This is a genomic window from Geodermatophilus sp. SYSU D01119, from assembly GCF_054049975.1.
In genome coordinates this window covers 178,682-195,474 of sequence record NZ_JBJGYL010000003.1, presented here as the reverse complement: position 1 = coordinate 195,474, position 16,793 = coordinate 178,682, and the positions used below count along the sequence as shown (strand labels likewise).

Annotated in this window: 19 protein-coding genes; 8 read left to right on the top strand and 11 right to left on the bottom strand. The window is 77.3% G+C overall.

All coding sequences use genetic code 11. The annotated features are described in order from the left end of the window. Positions 1 to 23: 23 nt before the first annotated feature. The 3 genes from ACI79X_RS03660 to ACI79X_RS03650 form a co-directional block, all read right to left on the bottom strand. Positions 24 to 812 (bottom strand): AfsR/SARP family transcriptional regulator, encoded by a 789-nt coding sequence (locus tag ACI79X_RS03660; protein ID WP_457024054.1) that lies wholly within the window; start codon positions 810 to 812, stop codon positions 24 to 26. Positions 813 to 890: 78 nt separating this feature from the next. Further along, the gene (locus ACI79X_RS03655; protein WP_457024053.1) at positions 891 to 1,187 is read right to left on the bottom strand and encodes a hypothetical protein; all 297 of its coding nucleotides are present in this window, start codon (positions 1,185 to 1,187) and stop codon (positions 891 to 893) included. 194 nt (positions 1,188 to 1,381) lie between these two features. Further along, positions 1,382 to 2,299: an AfsR/SARP family transcriptional regulator gene (locus tag ACI79X_RS03650; protein WP_457024052.1), complete on the bottom strand. Its 918-nt coding sequence runs from the start codon at positions 2,297 to 2,299 to the stop codon at positions 1,382 to 1,384. 531 nt (positions 2,300 to 2,830) lie between these two features. Here ACI79X_RS03650 and ACI79X_RS03645 point away from each other — a divergent pair. Together ACI79X_RS03645 and ACI79X_RS03640 are read left to right on the top strand one after the other, a co-directional pair. Then, the gene (locus ACI79X_RS03645; RefSeq protein ID WP_457024051.1) at positions 2,831 to 3,775 is read left to right on the top strand and encodes a response regulator transcription factor; all 945 of its coding nucleotides are present in this window, start codon (positions 2,831 to 2,833) and stop codon (positions 3,773 to 3,775) included. Between the two features lie 44 nt (positions 3,776 to 3,819). Next, positions 3,820 to 4,224 (top strand): hypothetical protein, encoded by a 405-nt coding sequence (locus tag ACI79X_RS03640; protein WP_457024050.1) that lies wholly within the window; start codon positions 3,820 to 3,822, stop codon positions 4,222 to 4,224. 213 nt (positions 4,225 to 4,437) lie between these two features. On the opposite strand, the gene ACI79X_RS03635 is transcribed toward ACI79X_RS03640, so the two are convergent. Further along, positions 4,438 to 4,593, bottom strand: coding sequence for a hypothetical protein (locus ACI79X_RS03635; RefSeq protein WP_457024049.1), 156 nt, complete (start codon positions 4,591 to 4,593; stop codon positions 4,438 to 4,440). Then, positions 4,594 to 4,752, bottom strand: coding sequence for a hypothetical protein (locus tag ACI79X_RS03630; RefSeq protein WP_457024048.1), 159 nt, complete (start codon positions 4,750 to 4,752; stop codon positions 4,594 to 4,596). Positions 4,753 to 4,961: 209 nt separating this feature from the next. Here ACI79X_RS03630 and ACI79X_RS03625 point away from each other — a divergent pair, with 209 nt between their 5' ends. From ACI79X_RS03625 to ACI79X_RS03615, 3 genes are all read left to right on the top strand, one after another. After that, on the top strand, positions 4,962 to 5,738 hold the full coding sequence (locus ACI79X_RS03625; protein ID WP_457024047.1) for a crotonase/enoyl-CoA hydratase family protein: 777 nt from the start codon (positions 4,962 to 4,964) through the stop codon (positions 5,736 to 5,738). Beyond that, positions 5,735 to 6,502 carry an SDR family NAD(P)-dependent oxidoreductase gene (locus tag ACI79X_RS03620; protein ID WP_457024046.1) on the top strand — a complete coding sequence of 256 codons (768 nt, stop codon included), beginning with the start codon at positions 5,735 to 5,737 and terminating at the stop codon, positions 6,500 to 6,502. Before ACI79X_RS03625 ends, ACI79X_RS03620 begins: the two co-directional genes overlap by 4 nt. A gap of 114 nt (positions 6,503 to 6,616) precedes the next feature. After that, the gene (locus ACI79X_RS03615; protein WP_457024045.1) at positions 6,617 to 7,858 is read left to right on the top strand and encodes an MFS transporter; all 1,242 of its coding nucleotides are present in this window, start codon (positions 6,617 to 6,619) and stop codon (positions 7,856 to 7,858) included. 11 nt (positions 7,859 to 7,869) lie between these two features. Here ACI79X_RS03615 and ACI79X_RS03610 read toward each other — a convergent pair whose 3' ends face one another. Together ACI79X_RS03610 and ACI79X_RS03605 are read right to left on the bottom strand one after the other, a co-directional pair. Further along, the gene (locus tag ACI79X_RS03610) at positions 7,870 to 9,495 is read right to left on the bottom strand and encodes a thiamine pyrophosphate-binding protein (RefSeq protein WP_457024044.1); all 1,626 of its coding nucleotides are present in this window, start codon (positions 9,493 to 9,495) and stop codon (positions 7,870 to 7,872) included. Continuing rightward, entirely contained in the window at positions 9,492 to 10,268 is a 777-nt protein-coding gene (locus ACI79X_RS03605) for a cyclase family protein (protein WP_457024043.1), read from the bottom strand. The genes ACI79X_RS03610 and ACI79X_RS03605 overlap by 4 nt, the downstream gene beginning before the upstream one ends. A 120-nt stretch (positions 10,269 to 10,388) precedes the next feature. Here ACI79X_RS03605 and ACI79X_RS03600 point away from each other — a divergent pair, with 120 nt between their 5' ends. Beyond that, positions 10,389 to 11,105 (top strand): hypothetical protein, encoded by a 717-nt coding sequence (locus ACI79X_RS03600; protein WP_457024042.1) that lies wholly within the window; start codon positions 10,389 to 10,391, stop codon positions 11,103 to 11,105. Next, positions 11,102 to 11,920, top strand: coding sequence for an enoyl-CoA hydratase-related protein (locus ACI79X_RS03595; protein ID WP_457024041.1), 819 nt, complete (start codon positions 11,102 to 11,104; stop codon positions 11,918 to 11,920). Before ACI79X_RS03600 ends, ACI79X_RS03595 begins: the two co-directional genes overlap by 4 nt. Positions 11,921 to 11,947: 27 nt before the next feature. Here ACI79X_RS03595 and ACI79X_RS03590 read toward each other — a convergent pair whose 3' ends face one another. Further along, the gene (locus ACI79X_RS03590) at positions 11,948 to 13,120 is read right to left on the bottom strand and encodes a YncE family protein (protein ID WP_457024040.1); all 1,173 of its coding nucleotides are present in this window, start codon (positions 13,118 to 13,120) and stop codon (positions 11,948 to 11,950) included. A 157-nt stretch (positions 13,121 to 13,277) separates the two neighbouring features. Here ACI79X_RS03590 and ACI79X_RS03585 point away from each other — a divergent pair, with 157 nt between their 5' ends. Then, positions 13,278 to 13,823, top strand: coding sequence for a hypothetical protein (locus tag ACI79X_RS03585; protein WP_457024039.1), 546 nt, complete (start codon positions 13,278 to 13,280; stop codon positions 13,821 to 13,823). Positions 13,824 to 13,833: 10 nt separating this feature from the next. On the opposite strand, the gene ACI79X_RS03580 is transcribed toward ACI79X_RS03585, so the two are convergent. From ACI79X_RS03580 to ACI79X_RS03570, 3 genes are all read right to left on the bottom strand, one after another. Further along, the gene (locus ACI79X_RS03580; RefSeq protein WP_457024038.1) at positions 13,834 to 14,106 is read right to left on the bottom strand and encodes a hypothetical protein; all 273 of its coding nucleotides are present in this window, start codon (positions 14,104 to 14,106) and stop codon (positions 13,834 to 13,836) included. A gap of 64 nt (positions 14,107 to 14,170) precedes the next feature. Continuing rightward, a complete protein-coding gene (locus tag ACI79X_RS03575; RefSeq protein WP_457024037.1) occupies positions 14,171 to 15,220 on the bottom strand; it encodes a PD-(D/E)XK nuclease family protein in 1,050 nt (349 codons plus the stop codon). Further along, entirely contained in the window at positions 15,217 to 16,689 is a 1,473-nt protein-coding gene (locus ACI79X_RS03570; protein ID WP_457024036.1) for a hypothetical protein, read from the bottom strand. The genes ACI79X_RS03575 and ACI79X_RS03570 overlap by 4 nt, the downstream gene beginning before the upstream one ends. Positions 16,690 to 16,793 lie beyond the last annotated feature (104 nt).

Below are 16,793 nucleotides of genomic sequence, written 5' to 3'. Positions count from 1 at the left end.
GAGGACACGGTCCGGTCGGGGGGTCAGCCGCTCCCGTGGGTCCCGGGCGTCTCGCGGAGGACGCCGGGCATCGGTGTCGGCCGGACGCCGTCGGGGCGCAGCCGGAGGTCGGGGAGCAGCGCTGTCATCGACGGGCTGGGCGCGATCCCCAGCGTGTCCGCGAGCGCCCGGCGGAACGACTCGTAGGCGCGGCGCGCCCCGACGACGTCCCCCACCGCCAGGTGGGCGCGGACCACGACCCGGTGCCCGCTCTCGCGGAGCGGTTCCCCGTGGACCGCGACGCGGGCGGCCTCGACCGCCTCGCCGGGCCGCCCGGTGCGGAGGAGCTCGTCGGCCAGCGCCTCCAGCGCGTGCACCCGCAGTTGACGCAGGCGCTCCCGCTCGAGCGACACCCACTCCTCGTGCCATCCGGGCAGGAACTCGCCCCGGAGTGCCTCACCGGGCAGCGCGAGGTCGCCGCCCGGGACCCGGGGGCCGAGGACCCGTGCCGCCCAGGTCTCGAGGTCACGGACGTCGACGCGCACACCCGCCCCGAGGGCCAGCGCGTCGCCGGACACCTCGACCATCCCGGGCGCCAGCCGCCGCAGGCGCCACAGGGCCGACCGCAGGCTGCCGTGGGCGTGCCCCTCCGGCACGTCGGGCCAGAGGGCGCCGGCGACGACGTCACGGTGCGGGCACCGCGACAGCGCGAGGTGGGCGACGAGCCGCTGGATCGCCCGCGGCAGGTCCCGCACCGGAGGCCGCGAGTCGTCACCGATCCGGAGCGTGAAGCCGTCGAGCAGGGTCACCCGGGCGGTCGGTGCGCGGGTCACGGGACATCCCCCCTCGGACATCCGTCGGGAAGGTGGGCGGGAGAGTCGACGTGCCGCCGGCTCACGAGCACCGGCACGTCACCCGTCGCCGTCGTCCGACGCCGGGTCGCCGACGAACTGGTCCAGCCATGCGCGCACGGCGTCGGCGGCGTCCCGTGGGGTGGCGACGACGGCCACCCCCACCTCCTCGCCGCCTCGCCCGCCGGGAGAGGTCTCCATGGTCGTCAGGCGGCCGCGGAAGACCCGGGCACCGTCCTCCAGCCACACCCGGACGACGAGTGCGGCGCTCCGGTCGCCCGTCGACGTCCCCGCCGGCCGGACGCGGCGCCGCGGGGCGTTCCAGCGGCGGGCCGCCCCCGGCCCACGGGCGGTCATGACCGCGGACCCCCGTCCCCGCTCACGACGCCGCCCGCTCCCCGCAGCGCGGAGCAGCCTCCCGGGGTCGGGACTCCTCGTCGCCCGGCGGCCGGCCCGTCCTGGCGTGGCCGGGTGTCCGTCACGGCGCCTCCTCACGGCTGCCCGGGGCGGCGTCCTGGCCGCTCCCTCCGCCGGACGCTCGCACGTCCCCGTCACCGGGACGTCAACGGCGGGCACCTGTGCTCACCGGACCGGGTCGCGCCGGCGTGCGCGGCGGGACCGTGGCCACGGTGCGCCGCTCGCGTCGACGGGTGTGCGCCACCCCGGACGTCTCCCGGTGCCCGGGCCTCGCACCACCACGGGCCGGGCCGCGACGCGTCAGGCCGTTCCGGTCCCGGACGTGCGGTGCAGCGGACCCGTGGCACGTGCTGGACGAGCCTGGTCATCTGCTCGGTCGGGGCGACGCCCAGCTCGTCCGCCAGCATGGCCCGGAAGAACTCGTAGGCGCGGACCGCCTCCGCCACGTTCCCCTCGGCGAGGTGGACCCCGACCACCACGCGGTGGGCGCTCTCCCGCAGCGGCTCGTCCCGGACGGCCGCGTGGGCCGCCTGCAGCGCCTCGGCATGGCGGCCGGCGGAGGCCAGCCGGACGGCCACCGCCTCGAGCGCCCGGAGGCGGAGCTGGCGCAGCCGCTCCCGCTCGAGGAGCACCCAGTCGTCGTACCAACCGGGCAGGAGGTCCCCGAGGAGGACCGGGTCGGGCAGGGCCGGGCCCTCGGCCTCCGTGCCCGGTACGAGGACCCGCCGTGCCCATGCGTCGAGGTCGCGCACGTCGACCCGGACGTCGGCCGTCAGGTGCAGGGAACCCCCCGACGCCGCGACGAGGCCGGGCACCGCGCCGTTCAGCCGCCACAGCGCCGACCGCAGACTGCCCTGCGCGTGGTCCTCGGGCACGTCCGGCCACAGGCGGGCGGCCGTCGCCGACCGCGTTCCCCGGCGCTGCAGGCACAGGTGGGCCACCAGCCGCTGCACGGCGCGGGGCAGGTCGGTGACGGATCGCCGTCCGGATCCGGCTGGGTGCAGGCCGAAGCCGTCGAGCAGCGTGACGCGGGGAGTGGACGGGCTGTCCACGGGGCCTCCTTCCTCCGGGGAGGACCGACGGGGCGGCCGACGGGCACGACGCGGGCATGCGGCACGGCGGCTCCGCGTCGCGGGACCGCGCCGGCGGTCGGGCGCGGCCGCCCCGGGACCGCCGGAGGGGGGAACGGGACGTCCAGGTCCGGCCCGGGCCCGGACGTCCCGCGGGCGCGCGCCGGCAGGTGGGCGGGTGGCCGCCCGGCGAGGGGAACCGCCTCCCCGGTGCCGAGGACGTACCGGTGGGTCAGGCGTCGCGCAGGAGACGCGCCGGACCGGCCCGGTCGTCCTCGTCGGTGCTGGCGGTCCTGACACGCGGGTGTACCACTCCGACCGGCATGACTCCCCCTGGACGCACGCACGACAGCTGCGGGTGGGCAACGCTAGTGAGAGCGCGGCGCCGGGGGTGGGCGGCGCTGAGGCCGTACGCAGGTGTGCGTAGTCGCCGATCCGGCACCTGGGCACGCCGAGCGGAACGGTGCCGAAGGTCCCTCCACGATCGGCGACCACCGCAATACGCTCAGCGAGGTGTCGCGGACCACCACGTGTCACGCCGCATGGCTCGCCCTCGTCGGGGAGCTCCTGCAAGGCCAGCCCCGCGCCCGGGAGTTCCCCCACGCGCGGGTGGCGGGCCTGCTCCGCGAGTCCTTCGACGCGGCCTGCTGCTCACGGAACGTCGTCGACTCCCGCTGGGTCGACCACGTCGTCGGTGGCTGGCCCGCCGACTACCTGCCGGAGGTCCCGGCGCTCGGCCTGCTCCCGGACGCGACCACGCACCCGCTCATCCGCTGGTACCGCGTGACGGGCGGTTCCGCGGCGCAGGTCCTGAGCCGGGTACCCCGCGAGGTGGCGCCCGCCGGGATGGCGGCCGAGTGGTCGGAGTTCGCCCGTCACTTCGGGATCACCCACCAGCTCTCGTTGCCGGTGCGGGTGGGCGACGGGATCGAGGCGTACGTGGTCAGCCGCCCCGACGACGACTACGGCGACGCCGACGTCGAGCTGGCCGGCCTGGTCCTCCCCGCCCTCGCCGTCCTGCTCGCCCAGCACCGGGCCCTCCACGGCGCAGCGGAGGAGCACCGCGCCCACGGCCGCGACCTGGGCCTGACCGAACGCGAGTTCGCCGTCCTGCGCCTGCTCGGGGCGGGCCTCACCGCACAGGCGATCGCCCACCGCCTGCACACCTCGCCCCGCACGGTGCACAAGCACCTCGAGCACCTGTACCGGAAGCTGGGCGTGCGGGACCGGTTGATGGCGGTCCAGCGGGCCCGCGACGCCGGCCTGCTCGCCGCGCCCCCCGAGCCCGGCGGACGGACCGGGGCCACCCGTCCCCCGCCACCGGTCCCCTCCCCGCGCCGTGGGGGCCACCGCACCCCCGCGCCGGGGCCCGCGAGCGGTCCCGCCCGCCTCCACGGCCGGCAGGGCGCCGTCCGTGGGGAGGAGTACGTACAGACGCTCGTCGCCGGCCCTCCCTAGCGTCTCGGACGCCGACGCCGGATGCGGTCCCCCGGGAGGACGTCATGTCGCTGCTCGTCATCCACCTCCGCTGGACCGACGCCGGACCCGAGCACCTGGCCCGGCTGCGGCGGCTGCTGCCACCGGTCCGCCTGGCGCCCGGGGGGCCGTGCCTGCACCGCCGCACGTGGCCATCGGGGTCCGACCTGCACGGCGTCGAGGTGTGGGGCGACGACGACGCGGCGCGCCGGTACCTCGACGAGCTGCCGTCGGACTCGGCCGCGGCGGGTCTCGAGGCACCGACCGTGGTCGTGCTCGTGTTCCCGGAGGTCTACCGGTCGGTGCTGCCGCTCGTGGTCGGGGCGACGGACGAGGACGCCTCCGCACCCGGCTCGCTGGCCGGCACGGCCCCGGCGCAGGAGGCGGGTACCGGGCAGGCGTGGCCCGCCACGCCGGTGACGCCACGGTGACGCGCCGCTCCGCACCCTCTCAGCACCGCACCCTCCCAGCACCGCGCCGGCTCACCCACGGCGGGGATCGCCCGCAGCGCGTGGGTGCAGGTGGAGGCCTCCCGGCGGCGACGTGCCGCCGGCGCGGCCGCTCGGGAGGACGCGCGGCGCCTCGGTGCGGACCGCTCCACCGAGGCGCCCGCCACCGGGACGTCCCCGATCCCGCGGTCGCCGTCAGGCGGGTTGCAGCCGGCCCAGCGTGATGGCCGTGGGAGCTGCGTCGACCGACCAGTCCCGCATGGTCAGGTCCTCGATGCGGGGGTCCGCGGCCAGGGCGGCGGCGAGGTCGCCCGCCAGGAAGGTCCGGTGGTCCTCCTCGTCGGCCCACACCTAGACGCCGCCGAGATGGCCGTCGGCCGACGTCAGCCAGATCTTGCTCAGCAGGCCCGGGACCGCGGCGAAGGCGGGGGCGAGCTGCTCGACGCAGGTCGCGGCCCACTCCTCGGGCGCGATCCCCCTGAGCCGGTACTCGAACACCGACACGTGCATGCCTGCCTCCTCGGGACGAGCCGTCGAGGACCGACAGCGTCCACCGGAGCCATGCGGCCGACCAGAGACCTCGGACCCCGGCGAACCGCACCCGGGTCGCCCGCCCGGGGTCCCGGCGCCCGGGGACCCGGCGGTCGGTGTCCTTGCCCGCCCCCGTGTCCGCGCCCGTCGCGTTGACACCCGTGTCACCCGGACCCTAGACAGGCGACGTGGACGACGTCTCGCGCCGGGTGGCGCTCGAGGTGGCCGACGGCGTGGCGACCGTCCGGCTGGACCGGCCGGACAAGCTCAACGCCCTGGACCCGGCGATGTTCGAGGCGCTGGTCGCCGTCGGCACCTCGCTCGTCGACCGCGACGACGTCGGCGCGGTGGTGCTCACCGGCGCCGGACGGGCGTTCTGCGCGGGCCTGGACCTCGCCTCCTTCGCCGCGATGGCCGACGGCAGCCGCGTCGTCGTCCCCCGGGAGCCGCTCGGTGCCGCGCGGGCGCTGGGCCAGCAGGCCGTGCACGTCTGGTCGCTGGTGCCCGCCCCGGTGATCGCCGCGGTGCACGGGTTCGCCTTCGGGGGCGGCCTCCAGGTCGCTCTCGGTGCCGACATCCGGCTGGTCGCGCCCGACGCGCAGCTGTCGGTGATGGAGGTGCAGTGGGGCCTGGTGCCCGACATGTGCGGCAGCCAGCTGCTGCCCGAGCTGGTCGGCCGCGACGTCGCCAAGGAGCTCGCGCTCACCGGGCGCCGGGTGAGCGGCAGCGAGGCGGCGCGGCTGGGCCTGGCCACCCGCGAGGCGGCCGACCCGCTCGCCGGGGCGCAGGCCCTCGCGGCGGAGATCGCCGGGCACAGCCGCGGCGCCACCCGCGCCACCAAGCGGCTGCTCGACCTCGCCGGGCGCGTGCCGCTGGCCGAGGGGCTGCAGGCCGAGCAGGACGAGATCGGCGCGCTCATCGGCTCGCCCGAGCAGGTCGCGGTCGTCCGGCGGCGGCTGGCGTGAGTGCCCTGTTCGACCTGACCGGCCGCCGCGCCCTGGTCACCGGCGGCGGGTCCGGCATCGGGCTGGCCATGGCCCGGGCGCTCACCGACCACGGGGCGTCGGTGGCGTTGTGGGGACGGCGGGCCGAGCGGGTGCGGGCCGCGGCCGGCGAGCTCACCGCCGCCGGCGCGGTGGCGCACGCCCGGCAGGTCGACGTCTCCGACGAGGCGGCGGTCGCCGAGGGCGTGCGGGAGACGGTGGCGCTCCTCGGCGGCCTCGACGTCGTCGTGGTCAACGCCGGGCTCGGCGTCCCCCTCACGCCGCTGGTCGAGACGACGGCCGCCGACTACCGGACCGTCATGGACACCAACCTCGACGGCGCCTTCTGGACGCTGCGCGAGACCGCCCGGGTGCTCGTCGAGCAGGGCACCGGCGGCTCGGTGATCGCGGTGGCGAGCCTGGCGGCCCTGAGCGGCGCCGCCCGCAACCACGCCTACGGCGCGAGCAAGGCGGGGCTGACGGCGTTCGTGCGCTCGGCCGCCGTGGAGCTGGCCCGGCACGGCATCCGCGTCAACGGCGTGCTGCCCGGCTGGACCGCCACCGACATGACCGCCGCCGCGCAGTCCTCGCAGGTCTTCACCGACCGGGTCATCCGCCGCGTGCCGATGGGCCGCTGGGGCCGGCCCGAGGAGTTCGGCGGGATCGCCGTGTACCTCGCCGCGGACGCATCCAGCTACCAGACCGGCACGACGGTCCTGGTCGACGGCGGGTACGCGGTCTTCTGACGGGCGGGGACCCGCGGGGGCCGGCGGGTACCATGGTCGGGTTCCCCAGGGGAACCCGTGCAACTACCTGCTGTTCCGAGCAAGGCGGCGCGCTCGATCACGACAGCAGAGGTCATGTTCCACACCCGCCGCCCCGGCAGCGCGCTCCTCCAGCACGCCGGCGTCTCCTACTTCCCCGTCGCGTTCGCCGCCCGGCTGCCGTTCGCGATGATCACCGTCGGTGTCCTCACCCTGGTCGTCGCCGAGCGCGGTTCCGTCGTCCTCGGCGGCCTCACCTCCGCGGTCGCCGGCCTCGGCACCGCGCTGGCCGGCCCGCTGCTGGGCGCGGCCGCCGACCGCCTCGGGCAGCGCCGGGTGCTCGTCCCGGTCGGGGTGGTCAACGCGGCCCTGCTCGCGGCCCTCCCGCCGGTCGTCGGCGGCAGCGCCCCGGACGCCGCCGTCCTCGCGCTCGCGCTGCTGATCGGCGTCTCCGCTCCGCAGGTCGCGCCGATGTCCCGCACCCGCCTGGTCGCCATCATCCGGAGGGCCGTCGCCGCGAGCCGCCGCGAGAAGGTGCTCACCGGCACGATGGCCTACGAGTCCGCGGCCGACGAGGTGGTCTTCATCGTCGGTCCCTTCGTCGTCGGGCTGCTGGCCACCGCGGTCGCGCCGTCGCTGGCCGTGACCGCCGCCGCCGTGCTGACGCTCGTCTTCGTCACCTGGTTCGCGCTGCACCCCACGGGCCGGGTCGACGACGCCGCGCGGGAGACCGCCGTCCCCCCGGCGCCCGCCCGCGAGCTGGCCCGGGTCCCGCTGGTCACCGTCGTCGCCGGTGCGCTCGGGATCGGCCTGTTCTTCGGCGCGACGCTCACCTCGCTCACCGGCTTCCTCGCCGCCGACGGCGACGGCGACCGCGCCGGCCTGCTCTACGGCGTCATGGGCATCGGCTCGGCCGCGCTGGCCCTCGGCTCCGCCGCCCTCCCCGCGCTCTTCTCGCTGCGGGCCCGGTGGATCGTGTTCGGCGGACTGCTGCTGGCCGGGACGCTGCTCTACGCGTCCGCCGGGTCGGTGCCCGTGCTGCTCGTCGCGCTGGCGGTGCTCGGCCTCGGCGTCGGCCCGACCCTGGTCAGCCAGTACAGCCTCGCCGCGCAGCTGAGCCCGGCCGGCCGGTCGACCACCACGATGACGATGCTCGGGTCCGCGGTCGTCGTCGGGCAGGCCACCGCCTCGGCGCTCACCGGCGGCGTCGTCGAGCGGTTCGGCGCGCAGGCCGCACTGGCGCTGCCCGCCCTCGCCGCCGCCGTCGTCCTCGGCAGCGCGCTGGCCTCCGCCGCGGCGGCGCGGCGGGCGCCGCGGCCGGAGCCCCTCCCCGCCTGACGCCGCCGGGGTCAGTGGCCGCGGAAGGCCTCCTCGAGCCACCACGACGGCCGGTCGCGGGTCACCTTCGCGTCGACCAGCAGCGGGGTGTCCCGCGGCCCGGCGAGCCACTTCCCCACCGCCGCGAGCTCGCCGGGCTCGCGGACGGTCACCGCCGAGAACCCGTGTCCGCGGGCGATCCCCGCGAAGTCGGTCTCCGGGAACCGCACGGTGTCCAGCGGGTGCCCGTCCGGGCCGAAGTGGTGCACCTCGGCGCCGTAGGCGGCGTCGTCGTAGACGACGACCACCATGGGCAGGCCGAGCCGGACGACGGTCTCCAGCTCCGAGGCGCCCATCAGCGCGCCGCCGTCGCCGAGGGCGGCGACCGGCAGCCGGTCGGGCCGGGCCAGCGCCGCGCCGATCGCGGTGGCCAGGCCCAGCCCCACCGACTGGAACGCCTGGGTGAAGCAGAACCCGGACTCGTCCGGGACGTCGAGGAACATGCTCGGGTACCCCATGAAGTTGCCGGAGTCGACCGCCACGACGCGCTCGGCCGGCAGCAGGTCGTCCAGGGCGACGGTCAGCGTCCGCGGGTCGACCAGGCCGTCGCCCCCGGCGTCGTCGTAGGGCTCGTCGCGCCACCGCCGGCGCGCGGCCAGCGCCCGGCGGACCTCGTCGGTGCGGTGCCCGGTCGCCCCGCCGTCGACGGCGGCGCTCACGGCCCGGGCCACCGCCCCGACGTCGCCCACGACCCCGAGGTCGACGGGACGCTGCGCCCCCAGCGCCCCGGCCTCGAGGTCCACCTGGACGACGACGGCGCCGTCGGCGATCAGCCGGCCGTGGCGCATCGTCCACATGTTCAGCGCGCACCCCCAGCCGACGACGAGGTCGGAGCCGGCGATCAGCTCGGCGGCCAGCGGCGTGGCGAACCCGCCGGAGACGTCGAGGTCCCAGGGGTCGCCGCGGAACAGCCCCCGCGCCACCGCGGAGGTGGCCAGCAGGGCGCCGCACCGGTCGGCCAGCTCGACCAGCTCCGCCCGGTACGCGCGCGCCCCGCGGCCGGCGACGAACACCGGGCGCCGCGCCCGCCCGAGCGCCTCGGTCAGGGCCGCGACGTCGGCCGGCGCCGGCGCGGGCGCGGTCGGGGCCTCCGGCGCGGTGACCTCCGCGGTCGGGGCCTCCTCCGCCTGCACGTCCAGCGGCAGGTTGAGCACGACGACGCGGCGGCCGTCGCGCGCGGTGGCGAACGCCCGGGTGGCGACCGCCACCGCGTCCCGCGCCGACGCCACCCGCATCGGCACCGCCCCGACCGCCCCGGCGAGCGCGGCCTGGTCGACCGCGAAGTTCGACCGCGGCGAGGTCGCCTCCGCCGTCACCACCACCAGCGGCGTGCGGCTCTTGGCCGCCTCCGTGATGCCGGTCAGCGCGTTGGTGAGCCCGCACCCCTGGTGCAGGGTCAGCGCCGCCACGGTCCCGCTCGTGCGGGCGTAGGCATCGGCCATCGTGGCCGCGCCGCCCTCGTGCCGGGCCGCGACGAAGCGGGCGCCGGCGGCGACCATCGCGTTGGTGGCGTGGAAGTTGCCCGACCCCACCACGCCGAAGACCGTGCCGACGCCGCAGCGGACGAGCGCCCCGCCGACCGCCTGCGCGACGTTCACCCGCGCTCGACCAGCGCCAGCACCCGCGCCGGCGAGCCGGACCCCGACACGATCGGCAGCGGCGCGGCCACCAGCAGCGCCCCGGTCGGGGGCAGCCGGTCGAGGTTCTGCAGCTGGGTCAGCCCGTACTTGCCACTGCCCATGAGCGCCGCGTGGCAGGGGAACGGCGGGTCGAAGGAGTGCGCGGCGCCGGCGTCGGTGCCCACCGTCTCCACCCCCAGGCCGATCACCGGAGCCTCCTCGGCCAGCCACCGCGCGCAGGCGGGCGAGATCCCGGGGGTGTGCGGGCCGTTCTCGTCGGCGTTGAGGAAGTCCTCCTGGGAGAACGCACGGGTGTCCCAGCCCGTCCGGTACAGCAGCCAGCCGCCCTCGGGCAGCGGCCCGTGCGCCGCCTCCCACTCCTGCACGTGCTCGACCTCGAGGAGGAAGTCGGGGTCCTCCGCCACCTGAGCGGAGAAGTCGAGGACGACGGCGGGCGCCACCAGCCGGCCCGCCGGCACCGAGGCGACGTCGTCGCCGTCGCGGCCGGTGACCCAGTGGTTCGGCGCGTCGAAGTGGGTGCCGGTGTGCTCGCCGGTGCGGAAGTTGTTCCAGTACCAGGCCGGGCCCCGGTCGTCGTAGCGGCTGAGCTCCTCCAGCTCGAAGCGCGCCGTCTGGGCGAACGGCGGCGGCAGCTGGATGACCGGCGTCGACGACGACAGCGGCGCGGTGAGGTCGACGACCTCGAGGGAGCCGGAGGCCAGTGCCTCGGCGAAGCTGGACAGGAGCGACATCGCGGACCCTTCTGGCAGGTGGGCGCCCAGCCAACCACCCGGCACACCGGGAGGGGCCTCCGCGTCGTCGCTGCCCGTCGCCGCGTTGTCCCCCGTCTGCCCACGTGCTGGACTGGCCGCGTGGTCCGCCTTCGCCAGCTCGTGCTCGCCGCGGAGGAGCGGGCACCGGTCGAGCGGGCGCTGCGCGAGCTCCTCGCCGCGCCCGCGCCGCACCACGACCCCGACGTCGGCCGGTTCGGGCTCACCAACGCCGTCCTCGCCGCGGGCTGCGACTTCGTCGAGGTGGTGTCACCCGCGGAGCCCGGCACGGCGGCCGGCCGATGGCTGGCACGGCACGGCGGCGACGGCGGCTACATGCTCATGGCCGACGGCCCGCCGGAGCTGCCGGACGCCGGGCGCCTGGCCGCGCTCGGCGTGCGCGAGGTGCACCGCGTCGAGCTGCCCGACGTCGTCGACGTGCACCTGCACCCGCGCGACACCGGCGGCGTGCTGCTCGCCCTCGACACCGTCGACCCGGCCGGCTCGTGGCGGTGGGCGGGCCCCGCCTGGACCGGGCGCGCCCCGGACTGCGCCGGCGGGTTGCGCGCGGTCACCGTCGCCGTCCCCGACCCGGGCCCGGTGGCCCGGCGCTGGGCCGCGGTGCTGGACGTGCCGGTGCAGGACGACGGGACCCGGCTCCTGCTCGACGGCGGCCGGCAGCACCTGGCCTTCGCCGCCGGGACGGGCGACGTCGCCGCCGTGACGGCCGCGCGGCTGGCGCTGCCGGGCGCCGCGCGCCGCACCACCGACCTCGGCGGCGTCCGCCTCGAGGTCGTCCCGCTGGAGGAGGAGACGTGACCGAGCTCGAGACCGGCACCGAGCAGCTGCTGGCCCGCGTCGAGGACGGCGTCGCCGTGCTCACGCTCAACCGGCCCGAGCGCCGGAACGCGCTGTCCGAGGAGATGCTCACCGCCCTGGGCGCGACGCTCGCGCGGGTCGAGGAGGACGACGCGGTCGGCGCGGTGGTGCTGACCGGTGCGGGCGGCGCGTTCTGCGCGGGCGGCGACGTCAAGGGCTTCGCCGAGCGGACCCCCGGGGCGCCCGGCGCGGCCGCGGAGCGGCGGCAGCGGACCAGCCAGCGCGCCACCAGCGGGCGCCTGTGGCGGATGCCCAAGCCCACCGTGGCGGTGCTGCCCGGGCCCGCCGCGGGGGCGGGCCTGTCGCTCGCGCTGGCCTGCGACCTGCGCTACGCGGCGTCGTCGGCCGTGCTCACCACGGCCTTCGCCAGGGTCGCGCTGGCCGGCGACTACGGCAGCGCGTGGTTCCTCGTGCGCCTCGTGGGCCCGGCGCGCGCCCGCGAGCTGCTGTACCTCTCGCCGCGGCTGTCGGCCGACGAGGCGCTGCGGCTCGGGCTGGTCACGGCGGTCCTCCCGTCGGAGGCGCTCGAGCGCGAGGCGCTGGCGGTGGCGCGCCGGCTGGCCGACGGGCCGCGCGCGGCGCTGGCGTCGATGAAGGAGAACGTCGCGCTGGCGCTGACCGCCCCGCTTGACGAGTACATGGACGTCGAGGTGACCCACCACCTCGCCACGTTCGCCACCGCCGACCACGCGGAGGCCGCGCGGGCGTTCGTCGAGAAGCGCGACCCGGTGTTCGGCCGGGGCGGTCCCGCGTAGGCGCGCGGCGCGGGCACGGCGCCCGGGTCAGCCCGCCGCGTCGAGCAGCCGGACGGTCCCGTCGCCGAAGTTGGTGACGAGCAGCCGGCGCCCGTCGGGGGTGACCGACACGCTCGTCGGGTCGACACCGGTGGGGATCCGCGCCGTGACGGCGCCGGACCGCACGTCGACCACCGCGACGGTCCCGTCGTCCACGTTGGCCGTGTAGAGGTGGCGGCCGTCCGGGGACCAGGTGACGTCCTGCGGCCCGGCGCCCACCCCCGGGACGGTGCCGACCACGGTGTTCGTGGTGGGGTCGATCAGCACGACGTCGTCGCTGATGTAGTCGACCAGCGCGATCCGCGTCCCGTCCGGCGAGACCTCCAGGCTGTGCGGGCCGTCCCCCACCGGGATCGTCGCCTCCACCCGGTTGCCCTCGAGCTCCAGGACCGTCACCACGTCGGAGAAGTGGTTGGTGACGTAGACGGACCGCCGGTCCGGCGTGAAGGCGACCCAGTGCGGCGACGGCGGGACCTCGACCCGGTCGACGAGCGCGCCCGACGTCGTGTCGAACACGTCGAGGTGGTCCTCGTCGAAGTAGGGCACGTACAGGAGGCGCCCGTCGAGGGTGGTGGCCGCGGCGTACGGGCCCCGCCCGACCGGCACGGCGGCGATCCTGGTGTCGCTGGCGGTGTCGAGGGTGACGAGGACGTTGACGGTGAAGCCCTCGTCGTAGGCGGAGACGTAGGCCCGCGTGCCGTCCGGGGAGAACGTCACCAGCTGCGGCGGCGCCTCCGGGACGGGGATCGTCCGCACGGCCTCGCCCCGGGCGGGGTCGAACCGGATGACCGCACCGGCGACGGGGTCCGCGATGTAGGCGGAGCGGCCGTCGGGCGCGAGCGCCATGTGGTGCGGCGCCCGGCCGACGGCGACCGCGGGACCCGTACCGGGGACCGCGACGCTCGGCGCCGACGACGGGGCGCCGGCCGGCGCGGCCCGGCTCGGCGCGGAGGGGGTGTGCCCCTCGTGCGCGGCGTCCTCCGTACCGGCCGACGCGGGGGCCGCGTCCGCCTGTCCCGGCGAGGCGGACCCGCCGGGCCACAGGAACACGGCGACGACGACCCCGGCGAGGAGCGCGAGGCCGAGTCCGACCGCGGCGCCCCGGAGGCGGGTGCGCCTCCGGCGGTGCCTTCCGTGGACGACCGTGCGGTGCAGGTCCATTCCGACTCGATCTCGTCCGAGGTCCGGGAGAGCATGGTGGGGCCGTCCGCGGTCCGCGGCAAGGGGTGCGGCGCGCGGGCGTCCCCGGTCGCAGCCGCGTGCCCGCGCCCGCGGGGCAGCCGGGACCTGTCGGCGGGACGCTCTAGGCTCCGGCAGCGTGAGCGACGGGTTCGACGCGGAGGATCCGCCGCGCGCTCCGGAGCGGCTGACGGCGTACGACCTGTGGGAGCGCACCCGGCGCGCGGGTCAGGAGGTGACCGCGGCCGGCGAGCGCCTGGTCGCCGCCCGCTCGGCGCGGGACCGGGTGGCCCTCGCGCCCGGGTTCCTGCGGCCGATGCGGCAGCTGCTCACCCTGCGCCTGGTCGCCGTCGCGCGGGCCCGGCGCCGGGCGTTCCCGCTCCAGGTGCCGCCGTCCGGCGCCTCCGGCATCGCCTCGCTGTGGGCCGAGGTCTTCTGGGCGTCGCGGGCCCGCTCGCCCGACGACGACTCGGGAGTGCTGCAGGCGGCCGACGTGTCGATCCGGGGGCTGCTGGCCCTGGAGCCGCCGGACCTGGCCGACCTCGACGCGGTGCGCGTCTGGTGGGAGCGGCTGGAGGAGGTCGAGGCGACGCTCGACGGGCTGGACATGGAGGCCCAGGCGGCGGAGGAGGTCCTCCGCGCCGTGGCCGAGGAGGACCGGCAGGAGCGCCGCGGGGCGTCCTGACCCGGCGGGGTCACGCGCCGGGGCGGGTGCCGGCGGCCGGGCCGGCTCCTGGTCCGGCCGTGTGCCAGCCGGTGCGGCCGTGCAGCGGCGGTGTCTTGGTGCCGTCGGTGAACCAGACGACGACGCCGCCGGAGGTGCGGCAGCGCGCCCGCACGACGCGGACGCGGCCGTCGCGGCCGGTCCGGGACGGCCGGACGAGGGGCAGGCCGAAGTCGGTGCCGACGACGTCGCCGGTGAGGACCGCCTCGCCGGCGGCGAGGGCGTTCGTCGGGACGGTGGTCACGGGGTGCCTCCGGGACTGGGCCGGTCGCGCGACCGGCCGGGGGGATCGGGGACCGGGTGCGGGCTCAGTCCGGCCGGGCGGGGTCGCGGGTGACGCGGATCGTCCGCGGGCTGCGGACCCGCCGCGTGGGCACGACCTCGCCGAGCTCGGCCAGCCGCTCGACCGCGGCGTCCTTGTCGACCTGCTCGCGCAGGACGCCACCGGACCACTCGCAGTGCAGGTCGTCGGCCGGGCCGGAGCGGCCCCGCAGCCGCTCGCGCGCGTACTCCTTGTGGCGGCGGGCCTCGTTCTCGGCCGCGCGCCAGGCGTCGTAGTCGTGCACGGCCTCGACGTAGTCCCGGTCGGTGACCGTCAGGCGGGACTGGCGGGAGACCTCGCCCTCGGTCTCCGGGTCCACCGGCGGGCCCCAGCAGAGGTCGAGGAACGGGCACCAGTCGCACATGGTGTCCACGCCCGGGCCGAACCCGTCGCGCGGGACCGCCTCGACGCCCTCCTCCTCGACGGTGGCGTAGACGTCGCTGAGCCACACGATCGCCTCGGCGGTGAGCGTCGGGTCGTGCTCGGCCTCGAAGACGACGTCCTCGCCCGAGTCGCGGGACAGGTACCGCACGCGCAGCCCGTCGACGTCCTGCGCCGTGCCGGCCTCGAGCCGCTTGTCGGCGGTCTGGCCGGTGCGCAGCAGCCAGGCGTAGACGGCGACCTGGAACCAGTGCTTGGCCGGCACGCCCCGGGTGAGCACCCGCTCGAAGCCGAAGCGGGACGTGGTCTTGAGGTCCTCGACCACCGGGGCGTGCCACCAGTCGCAGCGGCCCTTGACCTGCTCGCCGCGCAGCGCGACCTCCGTGAGCCCGCCGTACTGGCGGCGCAGCGCCCGCAGCACCCCGCGGTGCAGCTCGGTGCCGAGGAACGCCTGCAGGCCCGTGCGGGTGTTGGTGGGCCGGCGCCGGGCGACCCGGTAGGCCGCCCGGCGCCGGCACTCGCCGAGCTCGGAGGCGCCGATCATCCGCTGCCGGGACCGGGCCCGGCGGCGGTCGAGGTCGCGGACCGCCGCCGCCAGGCTCGGGGCCGCCCGCCGCTCGGCCGCGCTCGGGCGGGCGGGCAGGACCGCCGTCACGCGGGGATCTCCTGCTGCCCCACCGACCGGCCGCTGCGCTGGGTGGCGATGACGTCGCGGACCAGCGCGGTCAGCCGCTTGGTGGCCACGTGCTCGACCGGCCGGCCGAACCGCTCGGCGATCTGCGCGTCGGTGACGCCCAGGCTCTCCAGGCTGGCGAGCACGCCGCGGCGGGCGGCGGTGAGCCGGCGCTCGCCCGGCTCGTCGGGGGTCGGCGAGGGCTCGAGCAGCGGGTTGACCGGGGCGGGGGCCTCCTCGGTGCGCGGCGCCGCCGCCGCGGCGGCGGCGCGGGCGGCCTCGACCACCGCGGCCGGCGTCGTGGGGGCCGGCGTCGTGGGCGCCTGGGCGGCGGCCCGGCGGCGACCGGCGGGGTGCTTGGCCACCGACGCCTCGAGGAACTGCTCGTGACGGGCCTGGATCAGCTCGGCGACGGTGTAGGAGCCGCCGGGGGTCGGGACCTCGACGCCGAGCAGGGCGCCCCGGTTGGCCTCGCCCCACACGTCGCGCAGGGCGTCGTCGTCCTCGGCGTCCTCGATCCGGGACACCAGCGCGGCGACGTCGGGCGTGGCGGCGTCGTGCTCGGTGCGGCGCTCGGCCCGCGCGGTGCGCGCCTCGTCCTCCCGCTCGTGCTCGAGCAGCCCGCCGCCGTGGAAGGCGACGAGATCGCGGACGTGCGCGGTGCCCGGGTCGCACCGGAGGGCGTCGAAGACCAGCCACTCGAGCAGCCGCCCGTCGGCCCTCTCGTCGGTGACCTCGCGGGCCGGGTCGTCGTTGGGCTTGATGCCCACGTGCACGCTGCGCGCGCCGACGATCAGCGGGCGGCGCCCGCGCCGCAGCCGCACCCACACGCTGGCGGCGTAGGGGAACTCGCGGTGCATCTGCACCGACCAGGTCTTCTGGCCCTCGATGGGACGGCCGTTGGCGTCGACCTCGGTGACCTCCTTGCCGCGGGCGGTCACCACGACGATGCCCGGGAAGGTCAGCAGCTCGGTCTGCAGCTTGCGCCAGCGGGAGCCGGCGTCGTTCCACAGGTTCTGGCTGATGGTGATCTCGGCGTTGGGGTCGCGCTTGAGCAGCTCGCGGTTGCGGGCGGACCGCGCGGCGCGCGCGCTCGCCCAGTCCTTGAGCCCGTCCCAGATCGCCGAGCCGGTGTCGATGCCGAGGACGACGGGCTTCTCGCCGGCGTCGGCCGCGCGGCGGGCCTCGGCCTTGACCGCCTGGACGGCGGCCAGCACCTGGGCGTAGGACCCGTCGTGCTCGACGAGCTCGTAGCGGGCGCCGGGGATGGCGCCGTACTCGTCGCCGGCGCCCTCGTTGAGGTCGATCCAGTACAGCGGACCGATCCGGTCGCTGGTGCTCAGCTGGGCCAGCGCCCAGCTCTTGCCCGCCTTCTCCTCGCCCTCGAGGAGGACGCACGGCCACGGGACGCGGCCGGTGGGCTTGCGGGTGGGGAGGCCGGAGATGGCCATGGTGTGCTCCTTGCCGACACGGGGAAGATGTCGACCCGGACGCTACGAGCGGGGTCTGACACATCCGGGGCCGTTCTGCAAGCCCTCCACCCACTCGGTGGGAG

What these genes read in the sequence shown, in the direction of transcription:
- ACI79X_RS03570 (WP_457024036.1), bottom strand. Translation starts at nt 16,689, where the DNA reads ATGGCCATCTCCGGCCTCCCCACCCGCAAGCCCACCGGCCGCGTCCCG.
- ACI79X_RS03630 (WP_457024048.1), bottom strand. Translation starts at nt 4,752, where the DNA reads ATGCACGTGTCGGTGTTCGAGTACCGGCTCAGGGGGATCGCGCCCGAG.
- ACI79X_RS03655 (WP_457024053.1), bottom strand. Translation starts at nt 1,187, where the DNA reads ATGACCGCCCGTGGGCCGGGGGCGGCCCGCCGCTGGAACGCCCCGCGG.
- ACI79X_RS03640 (WP_457024050.1), top strand. Translation starts at nt 3,820, where the DNA reads ATGTCGCTGCTCGTCATCCACCTCCGCTGGACCGACGCCGGACCCGAG.
- ACI79X_RS03615 (WP_457024045.1), top strand. Translation starts at nt 6,617, where the DNA reads ATGTTCCACACCCGCCGCCCCGGCAGCGCGCTCCTCCAGCACGCCGGC.
- ACI79X_RS03590 (WP_457024040.1), bottom strand. Translation starts at nt 13,120, where the DNA reads ATGGACCTGCACCGCACGGTCGTCCACGGAAGGCACCGCCGGAGGCGC.
- ACI79X_RS03605 (WP_457024043.1), bottom strand. Translation starts at nt 10,268, where the DNA reads ATGTCGCTCCTGTCCAGCTTCGCCGAGGCACTGGCCTCCGGCTCCCTC.